At 55.7% G+C, this 22,941-nt stretch carries 31 protein-coding genes; 15 read left to right on the top strand and 16 right to left on the bottom strand.

Annotation, left to right across the window (positions count from 1 at the left end; genetic code table 11):
• Together WFK59_RS14230 and WFK59_RS14225 are read right to left on the bottom strand one after the other, a co-directional pair.
• Window positions 1-816 (bottom strand): manganese/iron ABC transporter ATP-binding protein, encoded by an 816-nt coding sequence (locus tag WFK59_RS14230; RefSeq protein WP_233988332.1) that lies wholly within the window; start codon window positions 814-816, stop codon window positions 1-3.
• Complete coding sequence (locus WFK59_RS14225; protein ID WP_409520453.1) at window positions 813-1,727, bottom strand: metal ABC transporter substrate-binding protein; 915 nt, start codon at window positions 1,725-1,727, stop codon at window positions 813-815. Before WFK59_RS14225 ends, WFK59_RS14230 begins: the two co-directional genes overlap by 4 nt.
• Window positions 1,728-2,187: 460 nt before the next feature.
• Between WFK59_RS14225 and WFK59_RS14220 the strand changes: the two genes are divergently transcribed.
• The 4 genes from WFK59_RS14220 to WFK59_RS14205 all read left to right on the top strand — a co-directional run bounded on the left by WFK59_RS14220 (window position 2,188) and on the right by WFK59_RS14205 (window position 3,874).
• The gene (locus WFK59_RS14220) at window positions 2,188-2,484 is read left to right on the top strand and encodes a hypothetical protein (protein WP_336756069.1); all 297 of its coding nucleotides are present in this window, start codon (window positions 2,188-2,190) and stop codon (window positions 2,482-2,484) included.
• Between the two features lie 250 nt (window positions 2,485-2,734).
• Window positions 2,735-2,980 carry a regulatory protein YcgZ gene (gene ycgZ, locus WFK59_RS14215; RefSeq protein WP_233988334.1) on the top strand — a complete coding sequence of 82 codons (246 nt, stop codon included), beginning with the start codon at window positions 2,735-2,737 and terminating at the stop codon, window positions 2,978-2,980.
• A gap of 181 nt (window positions 2,981-3,161) precedes the next feature.
• Entirely contained in the window at window positions 3,162-3,455 is a 294-nt protein-coding gene (locus WFK59_RS14210; RefSeq protein WP_336756068.1) for a hypothetical protein, read from the top strand.
• A gap of 164 nt (window positions 3,456-3,619) precedes the next feature.
• Window positions 3,620-3,874, top strand: a complete 255-nt coding sequence (locus WFK59_RS14205) for a biofilm/acid-resistance regulator YmgB/AriR (protein ID WP_336756067.1) — start codon at window positions 3,620-3,622, stop codon at window positions 3,872-3,874.
• A 115-nt stretch (window positions 3,875-3,989) separates the two neighbouring features.
• Here the strand turns inward: WFK59_RS14205 and WFK59_RS14200 are convergent, their stop codons facing one another.
• The gene (locus WFK59_RS14200; protein ID WP_233988337.1) at window positions 3,990-4,289 is read right to left on the bottom strand and encodes a hypothetical protein; all 300 of its coding nucleotides are present in this window, start codon (window positions 4,287-4,289) and stop codon (window positions 3,990-3,992) included.
• Between the two features lie 633 nt (window positions 4,290-4,922).
• A complete protein-coding gene (locus WFK59_RS14195; protein WP_233988338.1) occupies window positions 4,923-5,117 on the bottom strand; it encodes a hypothetical protein in 195 nt (64 codons plus the stop codon).
• 414 nt (window positions 5,118-5,531) lie between these two features.
• On the opposite strand from WFK59_RS14195, the gene WFK59_RS14190 reads away from it, so the two are divergent.
• Both WFK59_RS14190 and WFK59_RS14185 read left to right on the top strand, forming a co-directional pair.
• Window positions 5,532-6,548: a substrate-binding domain-containing protein gene (locus tag WFK59_RS14190; RefSeq protein WP_233988339.1), complete on the top strand. Its 1,017-nt coding sequence runs from the start codon at window positions 5,532-5,534 to the stop codon at window positions 6,546-6,548.
• 128 nt (window positions 6,549-6,676) lie between these two features.
• The gene (locus WFK59_RS14185) at window positions 6,677-7,072 is read left to right on the top strand and encodes a (R)-mandelonitrile lyase (RefSeq protein ID WP_233988341.1); all 396 of its coding nucleotides are present in this window, start codon (window positions 6,677-6,679) and stop codon (window positions 7,070-7,072) included.
• Between the two features lie 48 nt (window positions 7,073-7,120).
• On the opposite strand, the gene WFK59_RS14180 is transcribed toward WFK59_RS14185, so the two are convergent.
• The gene (locus tag WFK59_RS14180) at window positions 7,121-8,005 is read right to left on the bottom strand and encodes a LysR family transcriptional regulator (RefSeq protein ID WP_233988342.1); all 885 of its coding nucleotides are present in this window, start codon (window positions 8,003-8,005) and stop codon (window positions 7,121-7,123) included.
• Between the two features lie 99 nt (window positions 8,006-8,104).
• Here WFK59_RS14180 and WFK59_RS14175 point away from each other — a divergent pair, with 99 nt between their 5' ends.
• Window positions 8,105-8,830, top strand: coding sequence for an SDR family oxidoreductase (locus WFK59_RS14175; RefSeq protein ID WP_336756066.1), 726 nt, complete (start codon window positions 8,105-8,107; stop codon window positions 8,828-8,830).
• Window positions 8,831-8,875: 45 nt separating this feature from the next.
• Here WFK59_RS14175 and WFK59_RS14170 read toward each other — a convergent pair whose 3' ends face one another.
• From WFK59_RS14170 to WFK59_RS14155, 4 genes are all read right to left on the bottom strand, one after another.
• Window positions 8,876-9,607 carry a YoaK family protein gene (locus WFK59_RS14170; RefSeq protein WP_336756065.1) on the bottom strand — a complete coding sequence of 244 codons (732 nt, stop codon included), beginning with the start codon at window positions 9,605-9,607 and terminating at the stop codon, window positions 8,876-8,878.
• 223 nt (window positions 9,608-9,830) lie between these two features.
• Entirely contained in the window at window positions 9,831-10,160 is a 330-nt protein-coding gene (locus WFK59_RS14165; RefSeq protein WP_336756064.1) for a DHCW motif cupin fold protein, read from the bottom strand.
• Window positions 10,161-10,210: 50 nt separating this feature from the next.
• Window positions 10,211-10,903 carry an aspartate/glutamate racemase family protein gene (locus WFK59_RS14160; protein WP_336756063.1) on the bottom strand — a complete coding sequence of 231 codons (693 nt, stop codon included), beginning with the start codon at window positions 10,901-10,903 and terminating at the stop codon, window positions 10,211-10,213.
• Between the two features lie 75 nt (window positions 10,904-10,978).
• Entirely contained in the window at window positions 10,979-12,130 is a 1,152-nt protein-coding gene (locus WFK59_RS14155; RefSeq protein WP_336756062.1) for an MFS transporter, read from the bottom strand.
• Between the two features lie 136 nt (window positions 12,131-12,266).
• Between WFK59_RS14155 and WFK59_RS14150 the strand changes: the two genes are divergently transcribed.
• Window positions 12,267-12,782 carry a MarR family winged helix-turn-helix transcriptional regulator gene (locus WFK59_RS14150; protein ID WP_336756061.1) on the top strand — a complete coding sequence of 172 codons (516 nt, stop codon included), beginning with the start codon at window positions 12,267-12,269 and terminating at the stop codon, window positions 12,780-12,782.
• On the opposite strand, the gene WFK59_RS14145 is transcribed toward WFK59_RS14150, so the two are convergent.
• Entirely contained in the window at window positions 12,779-13,381 is a 603-nt protein-coding gene (locus WFK59_RS14145; protein ID WP_336756060.1) for an XRE family transcriptional regulator, read from the bottom strand. The two genes, WFK59_RS14150 and WFK59_RS14145, sit on opposite strands and share 4 nt — an antisense overlap.
• A 43-nt stretch (window positions 13,382-13,424) precedes the next feature.
• On the opposite strand from WFK59_RS14145, the gene WFK59_RS14140 reads away from it, so the two are divergent.
• The 4 genes from WFK59_RS14140 (at window position 13,425) to WFK59_RS14125 (ending at window position 15,636) form a co-directional block, all read left to right on the top strand.
• Window positions 13,425-14,120, top strand: coding sequence for a B3/B4 domain-containing protein (locus WFK59_RS14140; protein WP_336756059.1), 696 nt, complete (start codon window positions 13,425-13,427; stop codon window positions 14,118-14,120).
• A gap of 131 nt (window positions 14,121-14,251) precedes the next feature.
• Window positions 14,252-14,575, top strand: a complete 324-nt coding sequence (locus WFK59_RS14135; protein ID WP_233988355.1) for a hypothetical protein — start codon at window positions 14,252-14,254, stop codon at window positions 14,573-14,575.
• Between the two features lie 50 nt (window positions 14,576-14,625).
• Window positions 14,626-15,003: a RidA family protein gene (locus WFK59_RS14130; RefSeq protein WP_336756058.1), complete on the top strand. Its 378-nt coding sequence runs from the start codon at window positions 14,626-14,628 to the stop codon at window positions 15,001-15,003.
• A gap of 30 nt (window positions 15,004-15,033) precedes the next feature.
• Entirely contained in the window at window positions 15,034-15,636 is a 603-nt protein-coding gene (locus tag WFK59_RS14125; protein ID WP_336756057.1) for a LysE family translocator, read from the top strand.
• Here WFK59_RS14125 and WFK59_RS14120 read toward each other — a convergent pair.
• The 3 genes from WFK59_RS14120 to WFK59_RS14110 are packed head-to-tail and all read right to left on the bottom strand — an operon-like array spanning window position 15,616 to window position 16,843.
• Window positions 15,616-16,152 (bottom strand): DUF4865 family protein, encoded by a 537-nt coding sequence (locus WFK59_RS14120; RefSeq protein ID WP_336756056.1) that lies wholly within the window; start codon window positions 16,150-16,152, stop codon window positions 15,616-15,618. The genes WFK59_RS14125 and WFK59_RS14120 overlap by 21 nt on opposite strands.
• Entirely contained in the window at window positions 16,149-16,538 is a 390-nt protein-coding gene (locus tag WFK59_RS14115) for a tautomerase family protein (RefSeq protein ID WP_336756055.1), read from the bottom strand. Before WFK59_RS14115 ends, WFK59_RS14120 begins: the two co-directional genes overlap by 4 nt.
• On the bottom strand, window positions 16,538-16,843 hold the full coding sequence (locus WFK59_RS14110; protein ID WP_233988362.1) for a carboxymuconolactone decarboxylase family protein: 306 nt from the start codon (window positions 16,841-16,843) through the stop codon (window positions 16,538-16,540). The genes WFK59_RS14115 and WFK59_RS14110 overlap by 1 nt, the downstream gene beginning before the upstream one ends.
• Before the next feature lie 97 nt (window positions 16,844-16,940).
• On the opposite strand from WFK59_RS14110, the gene WFK59_RS14105 reads away from it, so the two are divergent.
• The gene (locus tag WFK59_RS14105; protein WP_336756054.1) at window positions 16,941-17,822 is read left to right on the top strand and encodes a LysR substrate-binding domain-containing protein; all 882 of its coding nucleotides are present in this window, start codon (window positions 16,941-16,943) and stop codon (window positions 17,820-17,822) included.
• Between the two features lie 9 nt (window positions 17,823-17,831).
• Here WFK59_RS14105 and WFK59_RS14100 read toward each other — a convergent pair whose 3' ends face one another.
• On the bottom strand, window positions 17,832-18,380 hold the full coding sequence (locus WFK59_RS14100; RefSeq protein WP_233988365.1) for a TetR/AcrR family transcriptional regulator: 549 nt from the start codon (window positions 18,378-18,380) through the stop codon (window positions 17,832-17,834).
• Between the two features lie 100 nt (window positions 18,381-18,480).
• Window positions 18,481-19,599, bottom strand: coding sequence for a serine hydrolase domain-containing protein (locus WFK59_RS14095; protein WP_336756053.1), 1,119 nt, complete (start codon window positions 19,597-19,599; stop codon window positions 18,481-18,483).
• Window positions 19,600-20,029: 430 nt separating this feature from the next.
• On the opposite strand from WFK59_RS14095, the gene WFK59_RS14090 reads away from it, so the two are divergent.
• Window positions 20,030-20,404 (top strand): hypothetical protein, encoded by a 375-nt coding sequence (locus WFK59_RS14090; protein ID WP_336756342.1) that lies wholly within the window; start codon window positions 20,030-20,032, stop codon window positions 20,402-20,404.
• 14 nt (window positions 20,405-20,418) lie between these two features.
• Here WFK59_RS14090 and WFK59_RS14085 read toward each other — a convergent pair whose 3' ends face one another.
• Complete coding sequence (locus WFK59_RS14085) at window positions 20,419-21,345, bottom strand: AraC family transcriptional regulator (RefSeq protein WP_336756052.1); 927 nt, start codon at window positions 21,343-21,345, stop codon at window positions 20,419-20,421.
• Between the two features lie 369 nt (window positions 21,346-21,714).
• On the opposite strand from WFK59_RS14085, the gene WFK59_RS14080 reads away from it, so the two are divergent.
• Window positions 21,715-22,749 (top strand): alpha/beta hydrolase, encoded by a 1,035-nt coding sequence (locus tag WFK59_RS14080; protein WP_336756051.1) that lies wholly within the window; start codon window positions 21,715-21,717, stop codon window positions 22,747-22,749.
• Window positions 22,750-22,941: the final 192 nt, after the last annotated feature.

Raw genomic sequence — 22,941 nt, 5'->3', positions numbered from 1 at the left:
TCAGTCTCCGTCGTGAAGTGCGCTGCGCGGTGCAATAAACGGACGTTCATCATCGGTGATGATGTGATCGTCCAGTCCGCTGACGGCGACATGACGCAGCACACCGCTGAACGCCCGCTCAAGATTGGCGGCGGTAAAGGTAGTGCGGGTAGGACCGCTGGCGAGAATGGTGCCCTTAACCATCACGGTGTAGTCACAAAATTCGGTCACCGATCCCAGATTGTGCGTTGAGACCAGCATGGTTTTCCCTTCATCACGCAGCTCGCCCAGCAGGCTGATGATTTTCGCCTCGGTCTGAACGTCGACACCGGTAAACGGCTCATCAAGCAGGATGACGCTGCCCTGCTGCGCAATGGCGCGGGCCAGAAATACCCGTTTCTTCTGGCCGCCGGAGAGTTCACCGATCTGCCGATGGCGATAAGCCAGCATATCGACCCGTGCCAGCGCATCATTCACCCTGTCGTGATCCTGCGGTTTTGGCCGCCGTAACAGCCCCATATGGCCATAGCGGCCCATCATCACCACATCCTCGACCAGCACCGGAAATGACCAGTCAACCTCTTCCGACTGCGGCACATAAGCCACCAGACTCTGGCGCAGCGCCTGACGGGTTGGCATGCCCAGCACCGAAATCGTGCCACCGGAGAGCCGGACAAACCCCATCAGAGCCTTAAATAACGTTGATTTACCAGAACCGTTTACCCCCACCAGCGCGGCGATGGAACCGCCAGGAATGCTGAAGCTGGCATCGCGCAGCGCCGTGTGACCGTTACGATAGGTGACACTGACATTGGAAACCACAATGGTGTCGGTCATGGCGCTTTCCTCCCGGCGTTAATGCCGTTGACCAGCGTCTGCGTGGTGACACGGAGCAGATCAAGATAGGTCGGTACCGGCCCCTGAGCCTGGCTTAGCGAGTCAACGTATAAGACGCCGCCGTAGTGGGCGCCGGTTTCACGCGCCACCTGACGGGCAGGCTTGTCAGAGACGGTGCTTTCGCTGAACACAGCCGGAATCGCCTCCTTTCTGACCTGATCGATTACTTTTCTCACCTGCTGCGGCGTGCCTTGCTGGTCAGCATTGATCGGCCAGAGGTAAAGCTCTTTCATCCCGAGGTCACGAGCCAGATAGGAGAACGCACCTTCACTGGTCACCATCCAGCGCTGGTTTTCAGGGATGGCGGCGATTTGCTGGCGCAACGGCTCAAGCGCAGCGTTGATTTTCTGCTTATAGCTGGCGGCATTCTGACGATAGGTTTCAGCGTTGGCCGGGTCATACTTCACCAGAGCATCACGGATATTATCCACATAAATCAGCGCATTATCCGGCGACATCCAGGCATGTGGATTGGGCTTGCCGTTATAGGGCCCTTCGCCAATGCCGATCGGTTTCACCCCCTGCGACACCACCACTTCCGGCACGCCTTCCAGATGCTGATAAAAGCGCTGGAACCAGCGTTCAAGATTCAGCCCGTTGGCCATGATCAGCTGTGCGCCCTGGGCGCGTTTAATGTCGCCGGGCGTCGGCTGATACTCATGGATTTCTGCACCCGGTTTGGTGATTGAAGTGACCTCAGCGGCATCACCCGCGACGTTCTTTGCCATATCGGCAATCACCGTAAAGGTGGTGACGACCTTAAATTTTTCTGCAGCATAGCTGCTGGTTGTCATTATCGCCGTCAGCAGCAGGCTGCCCAGCAGCGTTGCGGTTTTCTTTGTCGGGACCATCGCAGGATCTCCAGAGGTGATTAAAAATAACACTAAATTAGCCAGTGCTATTTTTTATAGCACAGGCTATACCTTTGCGACAGCCCGCTTTTGTGAAGTTTCTTCAGCAGCAGCGCCGTTATGACAAGTTGTGTAAGTATTTTTATTTAGTGATTGATTCATAATGCGTTATAAAAAGTCAGGGTTCTTCGATAATCTCTTTCGCGCAGAGGCTGATACTAAAACTTCTGCTCGTCGCCCGATTTGACAGCGCGGTTGAAGGCTGATGTCTGGTGTGAAATCGGGGTAAGGCGCGGTGGAACCCATTGGCCGGCGATCGACCGTCAGACAGGATTTTCCGTCATGGTCGTTAAACTGCTCCAATCAATAAATGATTATTGATAGGCATGTTTTATTAAATTTAGTGAATTTTTTTGCTACAGTGAATGTTACTTACCGTAATAAAACCAGGGAGGATAATTTGTATTTTTCAAACGACGAAAAAGCGAATGTCATCATTGGCGAAGCAGCAATGAACCTGATCGATGCAGGTCAGGAAGTGAATGTCGAGATGCTGATGGGTGAGTTGCAGGCTATGTCTGCCTCAGAAGTGGATGAGAAACGTCTGGACCAGTTGCATCAGGTACGACAGTGGTTGATGGGTTTTAAAACCATCGGCGCTCGCAACAATAAACAGGCCGGATGGTTATCGAAACCGGTTAGCGCAGACAAAACTAGCACCACCGAATCCGCTGATGATATATTCTTTAAACGCTGACCGATTGGTTCTGCCTGACTGTCGGCCTGTGCAGCAGTTGTACAGGCCGGAAGGGCAAATCGCTTAATCCGCCATCACTCAGCCGTTTTTACCCCGCATTAAACACTTCGTAACATACTGATTATCTTTAAATAGCATTTTTTGCACAAAAAAATCTTCTCAGGAAATTCAAAATTCTGTACAAGTTTTTGAAAGATGTATAACTTGCGCATCCAGAGCGCGATACATTTAACCATCTGAGGACACTACTATGCGTCAGAACGGACATGCACCGGAAGCCATCAGCGACATTGCCCGTTACTTCAATCAAGCCAGTCAGCCTTCACAGCAGGAAACGCTGGGGGAGATTGTGGTTGAAATTCTGCGCGCAGGTCAAAATTTGAGTCGTAAAGCGATTTGCAGCAAATTGTTGCGTCGACTGGAACTTGCCTCTACGCCAGAGGATGAAAGTCATCTGCATGAACTGATCGGGCTCCTTTTCCGTCGGGAAGAGTAATACGGATCCCCGGCGTTATGGAGATGCAGTACGTCTCAGCTCACAGCAATTCTGATCGGACTATTTTTCGCATTAACGAAGCCCAGTGTTGCTGTCCCGTTTCAGGCGCCCCGTCACCGGCGCCTGTTTCTACATCAGGAGCCGCAACGTGGCCATTAATTCGTAAATCAGAGAAGCCAGTATGTACAGAAGTGATGATGAGAAACTGACAGATGTCATGATCGGCGAAGCCGTACTGACACTACTCAAGTCAGACAAACCGGTGTCGAGTCATGCCCTGATCAATCAGCTGGAGCTTATGGTCGCAGAGACGGACGAAGACGCGAAGGTGATGACGATCCGCAAAGCGATTACCGAAGTGCGCAATGGCATGGTGGCCGCCCGTAAGCGGGCTGGCAGTGCGCTTCCCGATCGTGAAAATGTGTCACACCGTCTGAATAACGATGGCCCACCTGAAGGTTCGAAAAAACACTAATCGACCCGTTTTTTGCGTGACTTCTGACAATAATTAAAGCATCTCCCGAGGTGAACGCGGCACTGAAAATGTCCCTTCACACCGGGCAAAACGTCGCAACGAGGAGACTCGTTTCTGACCTTAGTCGATGCACCTAACGAATTTTCTGCAGAGAAAGAAAAATCATGCAACGCTCTTCTTCAGATCCAACCATCATTGAGTTTTTTCGCAGTGCCGGCGATCAGCTTGCTTCAGAAACCGAACTGCTGGGCGGCATCATCCGGAACATCGTCGCCGATGAGGGACGCGTAACCAATAAAGCCATCATTCTTTATCTGATTGCGGAACTGGAGACGACCTCAGACGTGGTCAGACTGGATGTGTTACGCAAAACGCTGGAGATCGTAGTGGGCCGGACGCCGGACGACGCCGGTATCTGATCCCCACGCCTGCGCGCTCAACGGCGCGCAGGAAGCCCTCTTGTGGAATAGTTTTTTGCCCCGGCCTTACTCCGCTTGCTTTCAATTCCTGCCTCAACGGATGCGCCTGACGAGATTAATCCAGTGAATCCCGATGCTGCTGACACTTCACCAGCACATGACCACTGAAGGTGGTGGGCATACGGTTTCTGACAACCGACGCCGAACCGATATTATTTTCCAGATTGAAATCATCGCGGGTGATGATCAACGTCGTTACTTCAGAGAAATAGTCACGCTGCGTATTGTTGTGATGTTTATTATCAATCACTTTTACCACGTAGGTATCATCATCGGTCTTGATAATGTCATATCTGACCAGCCGACTATCCTGATTGCTGCTGATGTAGTGCGTTTCAACATCCGAGAAGATCATGTTTTTATCCTTAATGGCGCTGGCCCCGATTCATCACCCCGGCGCGGGTTAACCGGCAACAGCGGAAATGCAGCCTGTTCTGGTTCCGTGCTGTTTCTGGTCCGCGTCTTTCTGGCCTGCTTCAGGGCCTGTCAGGATGGTTTACCCCTGCGAAGGATCTTTATAGCGCGTTGCGGACGGCATTGAAACATTTTCACCGCTGCAGCCCGCTTTTGTCGCTGTTTCCGCCGGCCCGCACCTCAAAGCCCCGACCACCGCACTGACGATGTTAACGCAACCGCTCCGTTACGGGTGATGACGAATACGCATGGCTCCACCTGAACAACAGAGCCAGCTGGCGTGAAATAGATTTCAGGTCACAGACGCCTTATCCGAACAGATACTGTTCAATAACAGCAGGCTTATCCGAAACGGATAAAGACGCGGCAGTTTTAGGATGACGATTCCTGTCGGGATATTAACTCTGCTGGCGGCAAGAGGTCATACCCTCGCTCATCCCGCCACAATAATCAGACTCCCCTGCTTAATCAGAGTGCAAAAAAATCAGGGGGAAAATATCCATTATGTCTGACAGGATTAATTAAGGGGAACCGATTTCAATGATGCTGACGTTTATTCGCAACGCCATCACTCTTAGTGCATCTTGCGGGTAAAAAAGCCGATCGCTTCATGGCACAGCGCTTTCAATCGGTTATCTCGCGTCTCTTCACTCAGGCGAAACAGCGCATTGGTAATATCATGAAAATGCACAGGCTGCCCGTTCTTAATCAGATCGCTAACTATTGCGCCAACCAGCGCACGAATATCTTTTTCTTCGTCGTACTTCACACGACCTCCAGACGGTGTATGCATATACAGTTTAGCATCGTTGGAAGTCAAAAAACAAAAGGGCCGCGTTCAGGAAAATATAAGCGAAGCGGCAGAAAAGGTTATTATTCGAACAGACTCAGAATAATATCTGGCACTATTTCGTCAGCGGGGCTACGCGAAAGATATAACCGCCAGATAACACGGGGTAACTGCGGTAATATATTTATCCCGACCTGAAACCTCGGCTTAATGCTATTCATATTATGATACAGATCCGCTGATCTGGCGGTGTGAAACGTTCATCCGGTTTAACTTAACAGGGCCACTTTTCTCCGACGGCGATATCGTTGAAACCGGACGGCTAAATCAGGCAAGGTTTAGCACCCGCAGTGTGATAAAACGAGTGATAACCCCTCGCCTTCAGAGTGACGCATGGCTAAATTCACCTTAAAACAGATAGCCGCTCAGTCCGGTCTGAGCCTGGCAACCATTGATCGGGCGCTGCATCAGCGCGGCAGGGTGCATCCGCAAACGCAGCATCGCATTCAGCAGGCGATAGCCGACCTGGAATTACTACAGAAAACGGCGCGGGCAAAAGGCAGAACGCTGTGGTTTGATGTGATTATGCATACACCCGATCGCTTTCGTGAGCTGGTGCGTGAAGCATTCAGCAGTCAGATTGCCAGCTTTACCCGGTTTAAACTGCAGCTGCGATTTCACTTCAGCGAGAACTTAACCGCAGAGCAGGTCAATGCGCTTCTGAACAAAAATGCGCTCCACAGCCACGGGATTATTCTCAAAGCGGCCCACTCGGCACTGCTGAATCCGACCATCGATACCCTGCTGAAACAACGTGTGCCGGTGGTGACGGTGATGAGCGATCTGCCGGGCAGTGCGCGCCTGCGCTATATCGGCATGGATAATTACGACGCCGGAAAGGTTGCCGCGTTTTTAATGTCAAAATGGCTGCGGTCTGAGCAATCCCACATTGTGGCGATCACCGGCAGCAGAGACTTTATCGGGGAGCAGGAGCGAATTGAGGGTTTCGAACGCGCCATTCAGCAGTTTGCGCCGCAGCATCGGGTCAGCGTGGTGGCGGGTGGTTATGGCATCGATCCGTTGATGTACCAGTCACTTAAACATTTTCTGCAGGCGCACCCGGACACGGACGCGGTCTACACGGTCGGCGGCGGTAATCCGGGTATCTTACGGGCTTTTGACGAGCTTAACCGGCCGGTTAACGCCTTTATCGGGCACGATCTTGATCGGGAAAACCGCGCGCTGCTGCAGGCGGGTAAAATTGATGCGCTGATCGAACATAATTTACAGCTTGATGCACAGCACGCCTTCAGAACGCTGCTGGAATTTCACGGTTTTCTGCCTGCCTCCGCACCCGCTGCGCCCTATTCAAAAATCAATATTATTACCCGCTATAACATGACGACCTGAGGCTGACAGCCGTAATGCGCCTGATGATTAATGAATACTGCTCATAAACGCTTGCGGGTTATGCTGGCTAATCAGCAGGCGTCCGGGTTGCTAAACTTCGGGACATCACATGATGAGTGGAGAACAAAATGAAGATTATCGCTAACGGCTCCCTGCCTTCACGCCAGGGCCCTGCTGACTATTTCACCGGCACGGTGCGGATTGACGCCCCATTCCAGGCAGACGCACCGGCACGAGTCGGTGGCGCAACCGTCACGTTTGAACCAGGTGCGCGCACTGTCTGGCATACCCATCCGCTGGGCCAGACCCTGATTATCACCCAGGGTCAGGGCTGGATTCAGTGTGAGGGCGAAGCGATTCGGGTCATGAATACCGGCGACATCGTCTGGATACCGGAGAATGTGAAGCACTGGCACGGCGCAACCCCGGACAACGCCATGACCCATATTGCCATCGCGGAATCCGTTAACGGCAGCCCGGTGGACTGGCTAGAACCGGTCACTGACCAGCAGTATCAAAAATAAGCCCATCACGTCCGTTACGGCGGGCGTGATGCTCTTCTTGCCACGCTGTCACAACTTTACGTGATCGATCAGCGCGCGTAGCTTGGGTGCCAGATTCTTCCGGCTGGGGAAGTAGAGGTAAAAACCGGCAAACGCGGGCAACCAGTCATCCAGCAGCGTCACCAGCTCCCCGCGCGCAATATAAGGCTGAAACGTCTCTTCCATACCGAAACTGATGCCGCCGCCGGCACAGGCGGTGCGGATCATCACCCCCATATCGTTGGTGGTCAGCTGCGGATTAACCGCCACTTCAAATTCACGCCCCTGCTCAGCAAATTCCCAGCGATAAGGCGACAGGCCCGGCCCTTTCCGCCAGCCAATACAGCAATGCTGGATCAGTTCATGCGGATGCTGCGGCGTGCCCTGGCGGGCCAGGTAAGCAGGTGATGCCACCGCCACCTGGCGCTGAGCGCGGGATACCGGTACCGCAATCATATCCTGCGCGATCACCTCACCCAGCCGGACACCCGCGTCGTAGCCCTGTTCGACAATATCAAACTCCTCATCCGTGACGGTGATATCCAGCTCAATCTGCGGATAAGCGCGGATAAAGCTCGCCAGCAGTTCACCACTCAGCATTCGCTCAGCAATGGATGAGATCGCCAGCCGTAACTGTCCACGCGGAACGGCGGCCAGTTCAGCGATATCGGTGACGGCGCGGTTCAGTTGATTGATCGCCGGTGCCACCTCGTTATAGAGCCGTTGCCCCGCTTCGGTGAGCTGAACGCTGCGGGTCGTCCGCTGCATCAGCGTCAGGTTCAGCCGGTCTTCCAGCCGCCGTAGCGTCTGGCTGATAGCCGGACGGGTAACACCCAGTTGCTCAGCCGCCAGACGAAAATTACGCGTCTGCGCCACAATGACAAACACTTCCAGCGCATTTTTATCGGTCATCATTGGTTAGTTGTAGTTACCAGTTCATGAAGCAGCAGGTGGATTATCTTTATAGCCTAACCGTCGTAGCATCTCCAGCTACACCACAACAGGAGAAACAATATGACGAAGAAAGTGATTTTAATTACCGGTGCATCAAGCGGCATTGGTGCGGGTATCGCCCGTGAACTGGCGAAAACCGGGGCGACACTGCTGCTGGGTGCCCGACGCGAAGAGCGGCTTCACGCGCTGGCTGACGCGTTGCGATTCGACGGGGCTGAAGTGGTGGTTAAAGCGCTGGATGTGACGCAGCGTGAGCAGGTGGATCAGTTTGTTGAGTTCGCTCTGGAACAGTGGGGTCGGGTCGATGTGATGATCAACAACGCGGGCATTATGCCGCTGTCACCGATGGCTTCGTTGCGGGTAGAGGAGTGGGATCGGATGATTGATGTCAACATCAGAGGCGTGCTGTATGGCATTGCCGCTGTGCTGCCGCCGATGCTGGCCCGCCACTCCGGACACATCATCAACATCGCCTCAATTGGGGCGCTGGCGGTTTCACCGACTGCGGCGGTTTATTGTGCCACTAAGTATGCGGTGCGGGCGATATCCGACGGGTTACGTCAGGAGAACAGCCAGCTTCGCGTGACCTGTGTGCATCCGGGCGTGGTTGAAAGTGAACTGGCTGACACCATCACTGACCCGACCGCCGCGCAGGCAATGGCCGACTATCGGGCGATAGCCCTGCAACCCGAGGCGATTGGGCGCGCGGTACGTTATGCCATTGAGCAGCCGGATGAGGTAGACGTGAATGAAATCGTGGTGCGGCCGACCCGCACGGTGCAGTGATCGCTGGCCCGATGCCGGCTGGCATCGGGCCGCTGTGGCGGTAGATCAGTAAAAGCTCCTGCGGGACCGCTGAACGGTAATGGCGATAGCGCCCAGCGCCACCACCATCAGGAATAGCCCCAATCCGATCATCGCGTTAAAACCGTAGCTTTTGAACAGCAGCAGACCGGCAATACAGCCAATAAGAAACGAAAACACCGTGGTCAGATGGGTATGCAGCACCTTCTGGAAAAAACGCCGTTCGCCACTTTCGTCATGCGACACATGCGAGGAGAGCCACGACCCAAGCGCAATACCGGCATCGGTTAATGTGCCGGTGATATGCGTCGATCGGACACGACCATTTGAGAGCTGGGTCGAAGTGGCATTATGAATCCCCATCAGGAAGCCCAGCAAAACCAGCACTTCACCGTTGAAGCGTGGCGTAAAAAACATCGTCTCAAAGATAGAGGCTGCGGTCAGCGCGACCCCTTCGGCCAGAATGATCAGACAAAAAATAGTGCGCAGCTTATGCTTCTGGCCGACGATGACCGCCAGGCGGGCAACGGTACAACCCATCACAAAGGCGGTGATCAGCGCCAGTAAAAACAGCAGCGTATGCAGATCGCTGGTGGTGACTTCAGTAGATATCTGCGAAGTGTTACCGGTCATGTGCGACGGGAAAAACCCGAAGGCACCCAGCGCCATCGCGTTAAGGATGCCAGCGGTGGTGGCGAGTACCAGCGCCAGCAGGCGATCTTCGGTATGCGATCTTACTTTCTTCTTTTTTATCAGCACAGGTTTCCCCACATCAGGTTAAGGCAGAACGGTGTTTACCGTCTCAAGCATACAGCCTGATGAGAAATAATCCTGTCAGAAGCAGATTACTCCGATGAATTAAGCTATTAATTTTGCTGATTTTTATAAAGCTGCTTCAGTTTACTTTTATAAGTGTCAACAACGTTATTATTCACCATGACAAAGGGAGGTTTAGCGCCACCCTTTATCAGACCGCCGCCCGTTAATCGACAATAAACAACCGCGCGCCCACCGGCGTCGAAGAGCGATGCGGTTCGGCATCATCTGCCACCTGATAACTGACGCCCGGCGTCAGCACAAAGCGACGACCGTCGGCCAGTTCGGTATGCAGCTCGCCAGTGAGACACAGCAGAATGTGACCTTTGATACACCAGTGATCGGCGAGATATCCCGGTGAGTAATCCACGATCCTGACGCGAATAGCATTAAACTGCGCGGTGCGCCAGATCGCCTGGCCCTGTTCACCGGGATGAACGGTTTCATCAATCAAATCCCAATGGGTGAGTCCAAACGGCAAATTTTCAATTTTCATGGGTGCTCCGGGCAAAAGGGCAGTGAGCCTGCCGCAGTAAAGAGAAACCGCTATTTCAGCGCCTGGATGACCGCTTCTTCGGCGTGAATCAGGGTGGTATCAAATAACGGGACGCTGGCATCACTCTCATCCACCAGCAGGGTGATTTCAGTGCAACCCAGAATAATCGCCTGTGCGCCCTCCTCCACCAGCCGCTGCATAATCTGCTGAAAGCGATGGCGGGAAGCCGGATTGATAGTGCCGAGGCAGAGTTCCTGGTAGATCACCTGATGGACAAAAGCGCGGTCCTCCTCATCCGGAATGATCACCTCCAGATCACATTGCGCTTCCAGCCGCCCGCGATAAAACGCCTGTTCCATGGTGAACCGGGTCGCCAGCAAGCCTACCTTGCTGAAACCGGCCTGCCGGATACGCTGCCCGGTCGCATCCGCGATGTGTAACAGCGGCAGGGAGGTGGCCGCACTGATTTGCGCGGCCACTTTGTGCATGGTGTTGGTACAGAGCACGATAAATTCTGCCCCGGCACACTCCAGACTGCGTGCCGCCGCGGCCAGTCGTTCACCCGCCTGCTGCCATTCCCCGGCCGCCTGAAGTTGTTCAATCGGTTCAAAATCGACGCTGTACAGCACCAGCTGCGCCGAATGCAACCCGCCCAGCCGCTGTTTAACCTGCTGATTAATGATGCGATAGTAGAGCGCGGTTGACTCCCACGACATACCGCCTAACAGACCGATGACTTTCATTGCCGCTCCTGATTAATTGCCTGCTTTCCAGCATGCCAGACGGCAATCATTTTGTCGGCATCTGCTGCAGGCCCTTCAGCCCGACAGCGGTCGGAACCGCCAGGCGATCACCATCAGCACCACTACCCCGACGCTCATGATCAGCCAGGCACCGGTCAGTGATGCGCCGCTGTCACGTACCCAGCCCGCCACCAGCGGCATCACGGCGGCAATCAGATAGCCGCCGCCCTGCACCCGTGATAACAGCACGCCCGCTTCTCTGGCATTTCGGGCATGATCCAGCGTGACGATCAGCGACAGCGGAAACAGCGCACCGATGCCGCTGCCGAGTAGCAGCGTCGACAGCACCGGCATCGCGCCAGGCGTCACAATCAGACTGAGCAGGCCAGCCAGCAACAGGGCCAGCACCAGCAGCAGTAACCAGCGACGCTCGGGAAAACGGTGCTGAACCGCCGAGATCACCAGACCGGCCACCACTTCCGTCAGCGTCAGCCCGGCGAGCAGAAAGCCGCTGTTGCGGGCGCTCCAGCCCGCCTGGATATAAAATGGCGGCAGCCATGCCAGCACCAGCGTGTAAGCCCCGGTCCCGATACCAAAGAACAGCAACAGTAAACAGGTTCGCGCCGTGGGCAGCGCAACCGTAGCGGGTGCCGGATGGTTAACCGGCCCGCGTGGATTCACTGACAACCAGAGAAGTAAGGTAAAGATCGACAGCCCACCGGCAATCGCCAGCGCTGCGCGTAAACCGAGCAGCGAAAACAGCGGCTCAGCGCTGGCCGCCATCAATGCCGCACCAGCCATAATACCGGTGCTGAACAGCGCCATCAGCGTGGGTGCCGCACCAGTGTAACGCTGGCGGATCAGTGCCGGCATCAGCGCCTGGATCACGCCAATTCCGGCCCCGCCAGCCAGGGCGGTGAGGATCAGCTGCGGTGGCGAAAGTGCATAACCGCGCCAGAGCGCGGCCAGCGCCAGGCAGAGCAGTCCTGCCGCAATCCCCGGTACGGTCCCGATCCGCGCCAGCAGCCAGGGTCCCGCCAGGGCTGCGAGGCCCATCATCGCCACCGGCAGGGTGGTCAGCAGGCTGAACGCCGTCGCCGACAGACCCGCCTGCTGTTGCAACGCCGGAAACAGTGGGCCGATAATCGCCAGCATCGGGCGCAGATTCAGCCCGACAACAAAGACGATCAGTGCGAATATAGCGGGAAACAACAGGGTGTTCTTCATAGCCGGCTCCGTGCAGAGGATAGACGCTGACAGCAGCAGGCTGTCACTATTTATCTTAACGTTAAGATAAAACGGGTCCGGCAGTAAGGGGCTGAGCACAACCTGACAACATAACCACACAGTAAGCAGGTGAATCATGCAGGACCATATCGATTTTGTCGTCAGCCAGTGGGACGTCGCGATGCCAGAGCTGGATGCCTCATCGATGCGCATCATGGGCCGAATGCTGCGCCTGATGAAACATCTGGCAAAAGCCCGCAGTCAGGCGCTGGAGCCTTTCGATTTCCATGACGGTGAGTTTGATGTGCTGGCGACACTGCGCCGGGCCGGCACGCCGTACTGCCTGTCACCCACCCAGCTTTATACCTCGCTGCTGGTGACCTCCGGTGCCATGACCCATCGCCTGAAACGGCTGGAACAGCGCGGTTTGATTGCGCGGGTTGCGTCACCCGACGACAAGCGCAGTACGTTGGTGGGGCTGACGCCGCAGGGTCAGCGCTGTATTGAGCAGGCGCTGGCGGTGCATACGGCGACTCAGAATGCGGTGCTGGCTCCGCTGACGGCGGCAGAACGCGCGGCCCTGGAAGGAATGCTGAAAACTCTGCTGCTGGCATTTCCCGGTGAAACGCTGGCCGCCACGGAAAATGATTAACGCTGCAGTTCGGCGACCGTCATGGTGAACACCACCGGATGTTGATCGGCGCTGGCGTAGGCGTGTGGCATATCGGTACGCGCCACCGCTGCGCAACCTGGCTGAACAACTAACGTCTGGTCGCCGACGGTTAACGCCAGCGTACCTTCTTCAACATGCAGCAGTTCCAGCGTCCCGGCGGAATGTCCCGCCGAGCTAAACCTTTCACCGGCAAACATCTGCCAGCGCCACAGTTCAATCATGTCAGGACCGCGGGTGCCAGCCAGCAGTTGCGCACTCCCGCCCTGCTCGCCGCGCCACAAGGTGGGCATTGCACTTTTATCAATCAGCCAGGCGGCAGGCGCATGCGTGACATTGACGATATCTGCCACCGAGACGCCGAGCGCAGCGGCAATCCGGCACAAAATCGCAATGCTGGGATTGGCTTCGCCTTTCTCGATCTCCACCAGCATCCCTTTACTGACGCCCGCCCGGCGGGATAATTCATCCAGCGAGAGTTTCTGGCTTTTACGCCAGCTTTTGATGCTGTCCGAGACAGCCTGATTGACGCTGGCTACGTCAGCACCCGCATCGGTCGATATATTGACTTTTTTGGTCATCGGTCATTACTATGAAATAAATTAGTCACTGAGAGATTATCCAATGTTATCTGTTGATCCGTCAATCGACCCGGCCGTATTTGCGCTGGCACCCGGCTTTCGCGCCATGAGTATTGTGGTGGAAGCCGCGCCAGTCACCCATCCTGAGATTGCGCAACAGGCGCTGCAAAAGGCGTGCCGCCAGGTGCTGGAACAGGATGTTGAATGGGCTGACGCCCATCTCGCGGCCTGGGCGACGGTATTCAAAGCCTTTGGTGCCAAAGCGAAACGGACACCCTGCTCGGCAGACGCGCTGCGCAAGCGGGTCCTGCGGGATGGCGGGATGCCAGCGATCGATCCGGTTGTCGATCTCTATAATGCCATCAGCATTCAGTACGCGCTGCCGGTCGGCGGGGAAAATATTGCCGCCTACGTTGGTGCGCCGCGCCTGGCGATCGCGGATGGCAGCGAGTCGTTTGATACGGTTAAAGAGGGCGAAGTGGTCTTTGAATCGCCGGAGCCAGGCGAAGTGATCTGGCGCGACGGTCAGGGCGTCACCTGCCGTCGCTGGAACTGGCGTCAGGGCGTCAGAACCCGGCTGGATGCGCAGGCGCGTCAGATGTGGTTTATCCTTGAAAGCCTGCCGGAAATGCCGCTGACCGCGCTGCAACAGGCCAGTGATGATCTGGTTTCCGGCCTGCAACAGATGATGCCAGATGCGCAGATCAGCGCCAGGCTGATTGACGCAACGACCGCATAACCCAGCGCTAAACCGCTGCTCAACGCCAGGAAAACGAGGTTAACGACGCGCCGGAACTATGGCAGGATACGCGCCCTCTGTCCGGTGTAGATCTGACAGACCTCTTTGGCCGATAACAGGTGGCGGTGTTGATGAAAGCGAAACTTAAATGGATGATTCCTCTGCTGGCGGTGCTGGCACTGGCGGGCTGGTGGCTGATGCCACACTTCAGCAGCGAAGATAAAGCCTATTACGTTGCGGTGTTCTGCGGCATCGATCATCATGATCAGCAGCAGTTTATTCCACAGATGCAGCAGATCGTTGAGGGCAGTAACTCTGACTATGCGCTGCAGAAGATAACATTTAAACCGGCGCTGGCCCGTCAGGTGATTCACGACTGGCAACAGCTATCACCGGATGCGCAACGGCAGGCGGCCGCTGATCACCTCATCTGTCAGCAGCGGCTGACCCACTAAAGCGGACGGGCGGTGCCTGCCTGCACTGACTCAGGCCTGAAGGAGAGATCATGCCGCAACCTGAACGTAAAAATTATCCGCAACTCGGCGAGGTGAAAGCGCCTTATGTCCATGCGGTGAAACATGGCGATACGCTGTACGTTTCCGGCCTCACCGCCTTTGGGACGCCGGCTCAGCACAGCGGCATAGCGCAGCAGGCGGAAGCGATCTTTTCCCAACTGGAGCTGATCGCCGCGGCTGAGCAGACGTCGCTGGCTTCACTGATTAAGGTGACCATTTTCATCACCGCATTCAGCGACATTGAGGCATTACGCGAAGTCCTGTTCCGCTACTATGGCGCTCATCTGCCTGCCAGTTCGCTGGTGCAGGTCAGTGGTCTTTTCTCGGCTGATTTACGGATTGAGATTGAGGCGGTTCTCGCGCTGTGACCCTCTCATCCTGGAGAGCAACCTGTTCCGATGCAGATCGATTATAGCGGTTTCATTGTTGCCATCTTACCGATAGCGCTGTCACCGGGAGCCAGTTTTACGCTTGCCATTAACAGTGCGCTGGCCGAAGGCTGGCGCGGCGTCGCGACGATTATTCTGGGTACCGCACTGGGGATCTATTGCCACGCCCTGCTGGTTGGATTAGGCGTTTCGTCAATGCTGATGGCTTTACCCTCTCTGTTTCATATTCTGCAGATTGCCGGCACACTTTATCTGCTGTGGCTGGGCAGCCAGTTAATCATCAGCGGAGTGCGGGCCCGCCATCAGGCTGACAGCCCCGACCCGCAGCCGGTTACGCTTTCTCAGGCTTTACTGGCGAACCTGCTCAACCCTAAAGCCATTCTGCTCTACCTGACCGTAGTATCGCGCTTCACCAGCCAGACCGGCAATGTACGCGATTTTATGCTGCTGGCCTCGGTGCATATTGTGATCATGGCGGGGTGGCTCAGCGGTGCCAGCCAGCTGTTGATGACCTCAACCCGCGCCATCAGCACCTTTACCCTGCGTAGATATATCAATACCCTGGGCGGAATCGTGCTGCTGGCTATCGCCCTATCCGGTCTGATCCCCTGACGCCGCCGTACCGCGTGCCAGATAACCGATACGATAAACGTCCTGTTCACCGGCCGGACGCCCGGCTGACGCCGTGACGGTCACTCCCTGCCAGCGGCTCACATCCCAGGCGCAAAAGCCGGTTTCACTCGCCAGATCGGCCAGGCAACTGTGCGGGGCGATCGGCCAGCGGCGCAGGGCGATAAAGCGCGCCTGGTCAAGATTGTCCGGCATCCCATCCGCATTCAGCGCCAGCCAGCTTTCTATCACCGGCCAGCCAAAGTCATCCACCAGGCGCTGAAATCCCGCGCTTTGCAGGAAACGCTGCATGGCTGACGCATCCTGCCAGAAATAGAGCGGCGCATAACGATTTTCTGCCACCGCCAGTTCCTCATCATCCCGCCGGGCATAGAGAAAAGCCTTGGCGATCAGACCCGGAAACCCGTTCAGCCTCGCGCCGTTCAGCCGGATACGCTGCTCAATCGTCGTCATCGGGTAATCTGCCGGCAGCGTAAAGCGGTAATGCATCACGATCATGACGTCACCTCCGCTAACATTCTGCCGCCGCTGAAGCTCCAGTCTTCACTACTGTTGAACTGGATGATGACCATCACGTCATCGGGATCGACTCCCAGCGTGGCCTGCAATGCGGCGCAAAGCTGCTGATAAAAGCGCTGCTTCTGCTGTCGGGTGCGTGGACGACCAGCGGTAATCCGAAACAGCATGAAGGCTTCGCTGCGCCCTTTGCTCAGGTAGTGACGATCAAAAATTCGCTGGTGGGCCGGCAGCACCTCAAACAACTGAAAACAGTCGTCAACCGGCACCGCAAATTCCGCCACCAGCGTCTGATGCAGCAGCGCGGAGATCTGCTGTAAGCTGGCCTCACTGTAAGCCTGGCCGAGGGTGATACGGGTTAAGGGCATCAGTTGTTCTCCTCAAGGTAGCTCAACGCCGTCACCGCCGCGGGCCAGCCAGCGTAAAACGCCAGATGGGTAAAGCCTTCGATCAGCTCCTCCTGCGTCAGCCCATTTTTTCGCGCGAAATCAATATGCCAGGGCAACTGCGCGACCCGGCCCAGCGCGGTTAGCGTCGCCAGCGTCAGCAGGCTGCGTTCCCGTGCGGAGAGCACGCCGCGCTGCCAGATATCATCAAACAGCACCTGCTGCGTCAGTTCAGCCAGTTTCGGGGCCCGACGGGCCAGCGTTTCGCGATCCAGAATCTCTTTCATTTTTTCTCTCCAGTGCAGATGGACAGAGTGTCGCGCAGCGCTATAATCCTGAAAATCAAATTAATCAGCATCAACCATCCACTTATACAGGATGATTATGAACCGGGTTCCTGAGTCACTGGATATGGACGCGCTGCGTAGCTTTGTTACCGGCATTGAAGCGGGTAGCTTTGCCCTGGCAGCCCGGCATTTATGCCGTTCAACCTCAGCGGTCAGTGCGCAGCTCAAAAAGCTGGAGCAGCAATGCGGTACTGCACTGGTCAGGAAGCAAGGTCGGCACCTGCAACTCACCGATAGCGGTGAGCTGCTGATGAGTTACGCCAAACGTCTGCTGACGCTGAACGATGAGACGTTGCGCGCAGTCAGAGGTGACGGGCTGAAGGGTGAAATCCGTATCGGGATGCAGGAAGATTTTGGTGAGTCATTGATGCCTGAGGTACTGGGCGCGTTTAGTCGTCAGCATCCCGGCGTCACCATTACCGCGCAGGTTGACAGAAACCAGAGGCTGCTCAGCGCAATGGCCTGTCATCAACTTGATATGGCGCTGGTGTGGCAGGCCGCGCCGCACGCCAATAGCAGGCTGATCGGTGACTGTCCGCTAGCCTGGATACATCATGCTGATTTTGATCTGGCCGCGCTGTTACACCGCGGCGATCCGCTGCCGCTGGTCGCCTTTGATGCGCCCTGCCTGATGCGGTCGCGCGCCACCGCGTCGCTGGATGCTGCGGGAATACCCTGGCGTGTTGTCTTTACCAGTCACAGCCTGAGCGGCATCTGGGCAGCGCTGCAGGCTGGACTGGGCATCACGCTGCGCACCCGTGCCGGAATGCCGGAGACGCTGGTGACAGCATCACGTCATCTGCCAGCTGCCGGAGAGGTCGGCATTGCGCTGATCACCCCGGACGATACAGATGACCCGGCGCACGCCTTGCTGCAACAGTTGATCATTGAGGCCGCCTCTCCTTTTACCCAGAGATAAGCGGCCGGGTCAGGCAAACAGCCGCTGGATCAGTGACTGACAGTAGGCGGCGGTGATCTCCCGATCGTTAAACAGGATGTGATACATCACCGGTGCCACCACGCCATCAATCACCTGCGCGACGTCAAAGCCCGGCTCACCGCGCGCCAGCGCCCGGCTGTTCAGCGTCTCAAGATGCTGCACGGTATAGCCACAGCATTTCTGGCTGGCGTCGTCGCTGTAGCTGCCGATCACGTCGGCCAGCATCTGACGCCCTACTTTCGATGACATCTCCTCGACATACTGCAGTATGAAAGCCGTCAAATCGCTGACCATCTCACCGGTATCTTCCGGTTCAGCAATCGGCCGCATCCGGTCAACCGCAACGTCTGCCAGTAGCTGCGACAGGTCACCCCAGCGGCGATAAATTGTAGAAGGGGTAACCCCAGCCTGCTCAGCAATCATCGGCACGGTGATCACCGCGCGATCGGTGGTTTTAAGTAGCTGATTGACCGTTTTATGGACTTCAGCCTGGATTCGGGCGCTGCGGCCCCCCTGACGGATCATCTCCTTTGCCATCGGCTCCTCCTGGGATCGGATAGATTAATGCAAATATATTGCATTAACTGGTTGCCGGCAGTTTACCTTATCAGGCTACGGCTGTGCAGCAGGCAGCGGCTTAGCGGCCTGAAATGGCATGCGCCAGCTTCACAACGTCAGAATCTCTGAATAACCGGCTGGCGCAGTGAGCGTCTGCACCGGCGTGCATGGAACCCACATTCGTCACTATCGCCACCGCACAATCGGTTTGCTCAAACCACCAGGCGCAGGCGCTGTAGCCCAGCACATTGCCACCGTGACCGATAGCGGGCCCGTAAGCGGAGTCGGTTCTGAACAGGCTTAATCCCATCTGCGCTTCACCGGCGGCGCGCCAGCGTTGCATGTCGCGCTGACTTTGCCGATTGAGTAACGCGCCATTTTTCAGCGCCAGGATAAACGCCATCAACTCCCCGGCAGTAGAGACTATCCCGCCGGCTGCCCATTCAACCGAGAGACTGGCTGAAGAAACGTTGAGGATAGCGTTGTGCTCTGGTTGAAAACTCGCGGCGATGCCGGCATTGCGGATGAAATCTGCGTTGCATCGGTGGTAGCGCGCGGCCACCTTCTGCGGTTGAGTGGGCGAAAAGCCGTCGAGCCGGGTTGCATTAAGCGCCAGCGGCCGGAAGATCCGCTGATCCAGTTCATCCTGCAACCTGTGGCCGGTCACGCGTTCGATCAACATCCCCAGCAGGGTGAAATGGCTGTTTGAGTAATGAAAGTTTTCATCGGGCAGAAATAACGGCGGCTGGTCGCGAATATAGTCCAGTGACGCCTCAGGCTGCCAGAAGCGGTTCGCAATGAGATGCTTACCACGCGCAGCCTGAATCCACGCGGGCTGATCTTCCCAGCTCGCTATTCCGGCATAATGCGACAACAGTTGTCTGATCGTCGCGGCCTTTGCATTGGCGATACCCGACAGCGACGTCTCTTCCAGCCAGTCAGAAAGTCGATCGTCGAGCTGAATCTGTCGCTGTTCGGTGAGCTGAAGGATGATCACCGCAATAAACACTTTGGTAATGCTGCCAATGCCAAAGGCGGTATCGGGTGAATTTTCTACCCGGTTTCTGATGTCTGCATAGCCTGCGGCGTATTGCCAGATCAGGCGGTCTCCTTTTCCTATGGCGATTGAGATCGCCGGGAACGCCTCACGGGTCAGGTCGTCGAGTAAACGGCTGAGTTGATCGGTAAATGCTGTCATCGCTACGCCTTTTAATTTATTGAACAGATCTTCACAGAGCCGGTCTGGCGGCTTACAGGCAAACTGCCTTTCTGCGCGCGGCGCGCCACAGCAAACCAGCCGCTGTAAAGCGAGATCTTTTCCCGCCCGGACAATGCCCTCCGGTTTGACCCCGATCAGGTCACGACGCCCTCTTCAGGGGTAAATTCCGCGCGATTGTCCCGGATTAGCCCGGCGGAGAGGTGACCCGATTTCCTCTGCCGCTCAGGCTTCCGGAAACCACCGTTCGGTGCTTATGCTTTTCGCCCGGCGCGCTGATCGCCACTATGATTAACAGCGTGAGCGGTAAACAGACTCTTTTCAGCTGGCCAGACGGGCCATACTTCAAGGAAAACCCATGCGTATCAACGATTCTGCTCCTTCCACTGCGCGTTTTCGACTGCTGGCGTGGATGATGGTGATCAGCGCGCTGACCTGTAGCGTAACGCCTGCTCACGCCATCAGCCGCGCTTATCGCGCTCAGCTGGAGCGTAGCGGATGTACCCAGATGAGCGACGCCGCCGGTACCTGCGACATCAGAAAAACCAAAGCGCAGAATCAGGCAAACAGCGTCAATGCCCCTGCCTCCCGCCTGAAGATAGAGCAGCTGATCGGCAAATCGATTGATGTCGCTTCCGGTCAGCTGATTGCTGACGGCTGGAAAGCGAATGGAGGACGCTGGTATCACGATAATCGTGTTCTGACGCTGACCGTCGCCGATAACCTTATCACCGCGGTATCCCTGAAGAATGTCGGTCACGCCTCACTCACCCTGAGCAAAGAGTAAAGCAGAGAAGCGGATTACCCTGCCTGCACCCGATGGCTGGCGATATCCCGTCTGGGCGGATTGCCAAACAAGCGACTGTATTCGCGACTGAACTGAGAAGGACTCTCATAGCCGACGCGAAATGCAGCGCTGGCGACATCCAGATACTCATTTAACATCAGTCGCCTGGCTTCATTTAAGCGAAGCCATTTCTGATATTGCAGCGGGCTCATGCCGGAGAGCTGACGAAAATGCTGATGAAAGGTCGGTACGCTCATCTGCACCCGGCTTGCCAGCTCTTCAACGCGCAACGGTGATGGATAGTTCTGTTTCAGCCAGTCGATAGCTTTTGAAATCCGATATCCATGCCCATCCACCGCGGCAATCTGCCGCAAAATTGCGGCCTGATCGCTGAGCAACAAACGATAATGGATCTCACGCTGAATCAGCGGTGCCAGCACCGGAATGGCCTCAGGCTCGGTCAGTAACTCTGCCAGCCGACAAAATGGGGCCAGAATGGCCGCCGTCGCGCTGCCCAGCCCAACGCCCGTTCTGGCCCGCTGTGCCGGTGGCGGCGGTAAATTCCCCTGGGATATCAGTTCCGCTAACAGCCGCTGGTCGAGACGGAGCGTCATGCCGAGGCAGGGCTGGCTGCGGCTAGCCTCAGTCACTTCAGAATTAGCCGGGATATTCAGCGAGGTCACCAGAAAGGAAGCGGTGTCATAGGGATACGCACTCCCGCCGACCCACATCCTTTTCGCGCCGCTGGCAACCAGCACCAGGCTGGGCGGGACCATACAGATCACCGGCGGTGCCGGCTCATCACGACGAAAAAGGCCGACGCCTTCAATCGCGGTCGGGTAATCCCCGGTACAGGCGGTTGATGCGCCAATGATATGCCGTAATCGGGCCAGAAAATCCTGCCTGCGTGCCTGCGGATCGGTGAGCGAGGTGATTGACATTATGATGCTCCACTGCATTTTTCTTCCGCGTTATAAGACACCATCCTTGCCGCAAAAGTAAACATGCTTCATAGGATCAGGCAAAAAATAGAGACAAATGGGTTACCCCTTCACGCCACACCCGCCGCATACTGATTGCACAGAATAAAGGGCGATCGGCGTTGCCTGTGTCAGGTTAACAGGCAACGGATGCGTTACCCGGTGTGAGGTGATTTCTGCACTGCACATCACCCATATTTATTTTAATGGCAAGCAACAGGCAATTTTGTCTGCGCATCCGTTCCGGCGTCATTTTTTAATGCTGGCGCGTCACGTTATTTAACTTTGCGATCAACCTGAGTTCCGGGTTGGCCCGATCAGGATTACACCATGAAAAAAATCAGTTTAGCTTTAGCGCTCGCCATCAGTACAGTTTCATTTTCATCGCTCGCCCAGGATATGTCGCACGGCGCGGATAACTTTTATAAAAGCCGTGACGTCGCTCAGCAAAAAGTTTCATTCAATAATCAGTATCGAATGAAAATTGTCGGCAACCTGTTTACCCCGAAAAACTTTGACCCGAAGCGTCACTATGCCGCGATCGTGGTTGGTCATCCGATGGGGGCGGTGAAAGAACAAAGCTCCAGCCTCTATGCACAGAAACTGGCTGAACAGGGTTTTGTCACGCTGGCTATCGATCAGTCATTCTGGGGCGAGAGTGAAGGTGAACCGCGTAATGCGGTCGCGCCGGATATTTATGCCGAAGCATTCAGCGCAGCCGTCGACTTCCTCGGTACCCGACCCTTTGTCGATCGTGAACGCATCGGTGCGTTAGGTATCTGTGGCAGCGGCAGCTTCGTTATCAGCGCAGGGAAAATCGATCCGCGCATGAAAGCGATCGCCACGGTCAGCATGTATGACATGGGTGCCGCCAACCGCGACGCGCTGAATCATTCGCTTTCCGTCGCTCAGCGTAAACAGATAATTGCCCAGGCGGCACAGCAGCGCTACGCCGAGTTCAACGGTGCCGAGCCCGCCGTGGCAGGCGGCACCGATCTGAAACTGACCGCCGATACGCATCCGATTCAGCGTGAATTTTATGATTTTTATCGCACACCACGCGGTGAGTTTACGCCGGCAGGCGCCTCCGACCAGCGCACCACTAAGCCAACCGTTACCAGCAACGTGAAATTCATGAACTTCTATCCGTTCAACGATATAGAAACCATCTCTCCGCGTCCGATGCTGTTTATCTCCGGCGATCAGGCGCATTCAAAAGAGTTTAGCGAGGCGGCGTATAAACAAGCGGGTCAGCCGAAAGAGCTTTACTGGGTTAAAAATGCCGGACATGTCGACCTCTACGACCGCACCGATCTGATTCCTTTTACCAAACTGGGCAGTTTCTTCCAGTCCAGCCTGAAATAAAGATGGCGATACGCCGCAGCGATAATGGCTGCGGCGTTTCACTCTGATGCATTTTACTGATCCCGGAATTATTCGGCTTTTTATTTCGAAGAAACCACGCATCAAAGGCGCTCATTCAAAGGTGAACGCTTTTTATTAATAAGCGATGGCAGTCACGCTTACATTCAGAATAAGGTCAACAAGGAGAAGGCT

The organism is Pantoea sp. USHLN298, assembly GCF_037149395.1.
GTDB classification, from domain to species: Bacteria; Pseudomonadota; Gammaproteobacteria; order Enterobacterales; family Enterobacteriaceae; genus Pantoea; species Pantoea astica.
Note: the sequence above shows the minus strand (reverse complement) of the source record. Positions and strands in the feature narration are given on the sequence as shown.

Bases quoted from the DNA above. Each gene is read 5' to 3' on its own strand.
- WFK59_RS14230 (WP_233988332.1), bottom strand. From the start codon at position 816: ATGACCGACACCATTGTGGTTTCCAATGTCAGTGTCACCTATCGTAAC.
- WFK59_RS14150 (WP_336756061.1), top strand. From the start codon at position 12,267: ATGCAGGACCATATCGATTTTGTCGTCAGCCAGTGGGACGTCGCGATG.
- WFK59_RS14100 (WP_233988365.1), bottom strand. From the start codon at position 18,380: ATGGCAAAGGAGATGATCCGTCAGGGGGGCCGCAGCGCCCGAATCCAG.
- WFK59_RS14140 (WP_336756059.1), top strand. From the start codon at position 13,425: ATGTTATCTGTTGATCCGTCAATCGACCCGGCCGTATTTGCGCTGGCA.
- WFK59_RS14125 (WP_336756057.1), top strand. From the start codon at position 15,034: ATGCAGATCGATTATAGCGGTTTCATTGTTGCCATCTTACCGATAGCG.
- WFK59_RS14160 (WP_336756063.1), bottom strand. From the start codon at position 10,903: ATGAAAGTCATCGGTCTGTTAGGCGGTATGTCGTGGGAGTCAACCGCG.
- ycgZ (WP_233988334.1), top strand. From the start codon at position 2,735: ATGCGTCAGAACGGACATGCACCGGAAGCCATCAGCGACATTGCCCGT.
- WFK59_RS14080 (WP_336756051.1), top strand. From the start codon at position 21,715: ATGAAAAAAATCAGTTTAGCTTTAGCGCTCGCCATCAGTACAGTTTCA.
- WFK59_RS14105 (WP_336756054.1), top strand. From the start codon at position 16,941: ATGAACCGGGTTCCTGAGTCACTGGATATGGACGCGCTGCGTAGCTTT.
- WFK59_RS14200 (WP_233988337.1), bottom strand. From the start codon at position 4,289: ATGATCTTCTCGGATGTTGAAACGCACTACATCAGCAGCAATCAGGAT.
- WFK59_RS14145 (WP_336756060.1), bottom strand. From the start codon at position 13,381: ATGACCAAAAAAGTCAATATATCGACCGATGCGGGTGCTGACGTAGCC.
- WFK59_RS14130 (WP_336756058.1), top strand. From the start codon at position 14,626: ATGCCGCAACCTGAACGTAAAAATTATCCGCAACTCGGCGAGGTGAAA.
- WFK59_RS14135 (WP_233988355.1), top strand. From the start codon at position 14,252: ATGAAAGCGAAACTTAAATGGATGATTCCTCTGCTGGCGGTGCTGGCA.
- WFK59_RS14095 (WP_336756053.1), bottom strand. From the start codon at position 19,599: ATGACAGCATTTACCGATCAACTCAGCCGTTTACTCGACGACCTGACC.
- WFK59_RS14175 (WP_336756066.1), top strand. From the start codon at position 8,105: ATGACGAAGAAAGTGATTTTAATTACCGGTGCATCAAGCGGCATTGGT.
- WFK59_RS14210 (WP_336756068.1), top strand. From the start codon at position 3,162: ATGTACAGAAGTGATGATGAGAAACTGACAGATGTCATGATCGGCGAA.
- WFK59_RS14155 (WP_336756062.1), bottom strand. From the start codon at position 12,130: ATGAAGAACACCCTGTTGTTTCCCGCTATATTCGCACTGATCGTCTTT.
- WFK59_RS14185 (WP_233988341.1), top strand. From the start codon at position 6,677: ATGAAGATTATCGCTAACGGCTCCCTGCCTTCACGCCAGGGCCCTGCT.
- WFK59_RS14090 (WP_336756342.1), top strand. From the start codon at position 20,030: ATGATGGTGATCAGCGCGCTGACCTGTAGCGTAACGCCTGCTCACGCC.
- WFK59_RS14225 (WP_409520453.1), bottom strand. From the start codon at position 1,727: ATGGTCCCGACAAAGAAAACCGCAACGCTGCTGGGCAGCCTGCTGCTG.
- WFK59_RS14190 (WP_233988339.1), top strand. From the start codon at position 5,532: ATGGCTAAATTCACCTTAAAACAGATAGCCGCTCAGTCCGGTCTGAGC.
- WFK59_RS14165 (WP_336756064.1), bottom strand. From the start codon at position 10,160: ATGAAAATTGAAAATTTGCCGTTTGGACTCACCCATTGGGATTTGATT.
- WFK59_RS14205 (WP_336756067.1), top strand. From the start codon at position 3,620: ATGCAACGCTCTTCTTCAGATCCAACCATCATTGAGTTTTTTCGCAGT.
- WFK59_RS14180 (WP_233988342.1), bottom strand. From the start codon at position 8,005: ATGATGACCGATAAAAATGCGCTGGAAGTGTTTGTCATTGTGGCGCAG.
- WFK59_RS14115 (WP_336756055.1), bottom strand. From the start codon at position 16,538: ATGCCCTTAACCCGTATCACCCTCGGCCAGGCTTACAGTGAGGCCAGC.
- WFK59_RS14085 (WP_336756052.1), bottom strand. From the start codon at position 21,345: ATGTCAATCACCTCGCTCACCGATCCGCAGGCACGCAGGCAGGATTTT.
- WFK59_RS14110 (WP_233988362.1), bottom strand. From the start codon at position 16,843: ATGAAAGAGATTCTGGATCGCGAAACGCTGGCCCGTCGGGCCCCGAAA.
- WFK59_RS14120 (WP_336756056.1), bottom strand. From the start codon at position 16,152: ATGATCGTGATGCATTACCGCTTTACGCTGCCGGCAGATTACCCGATG.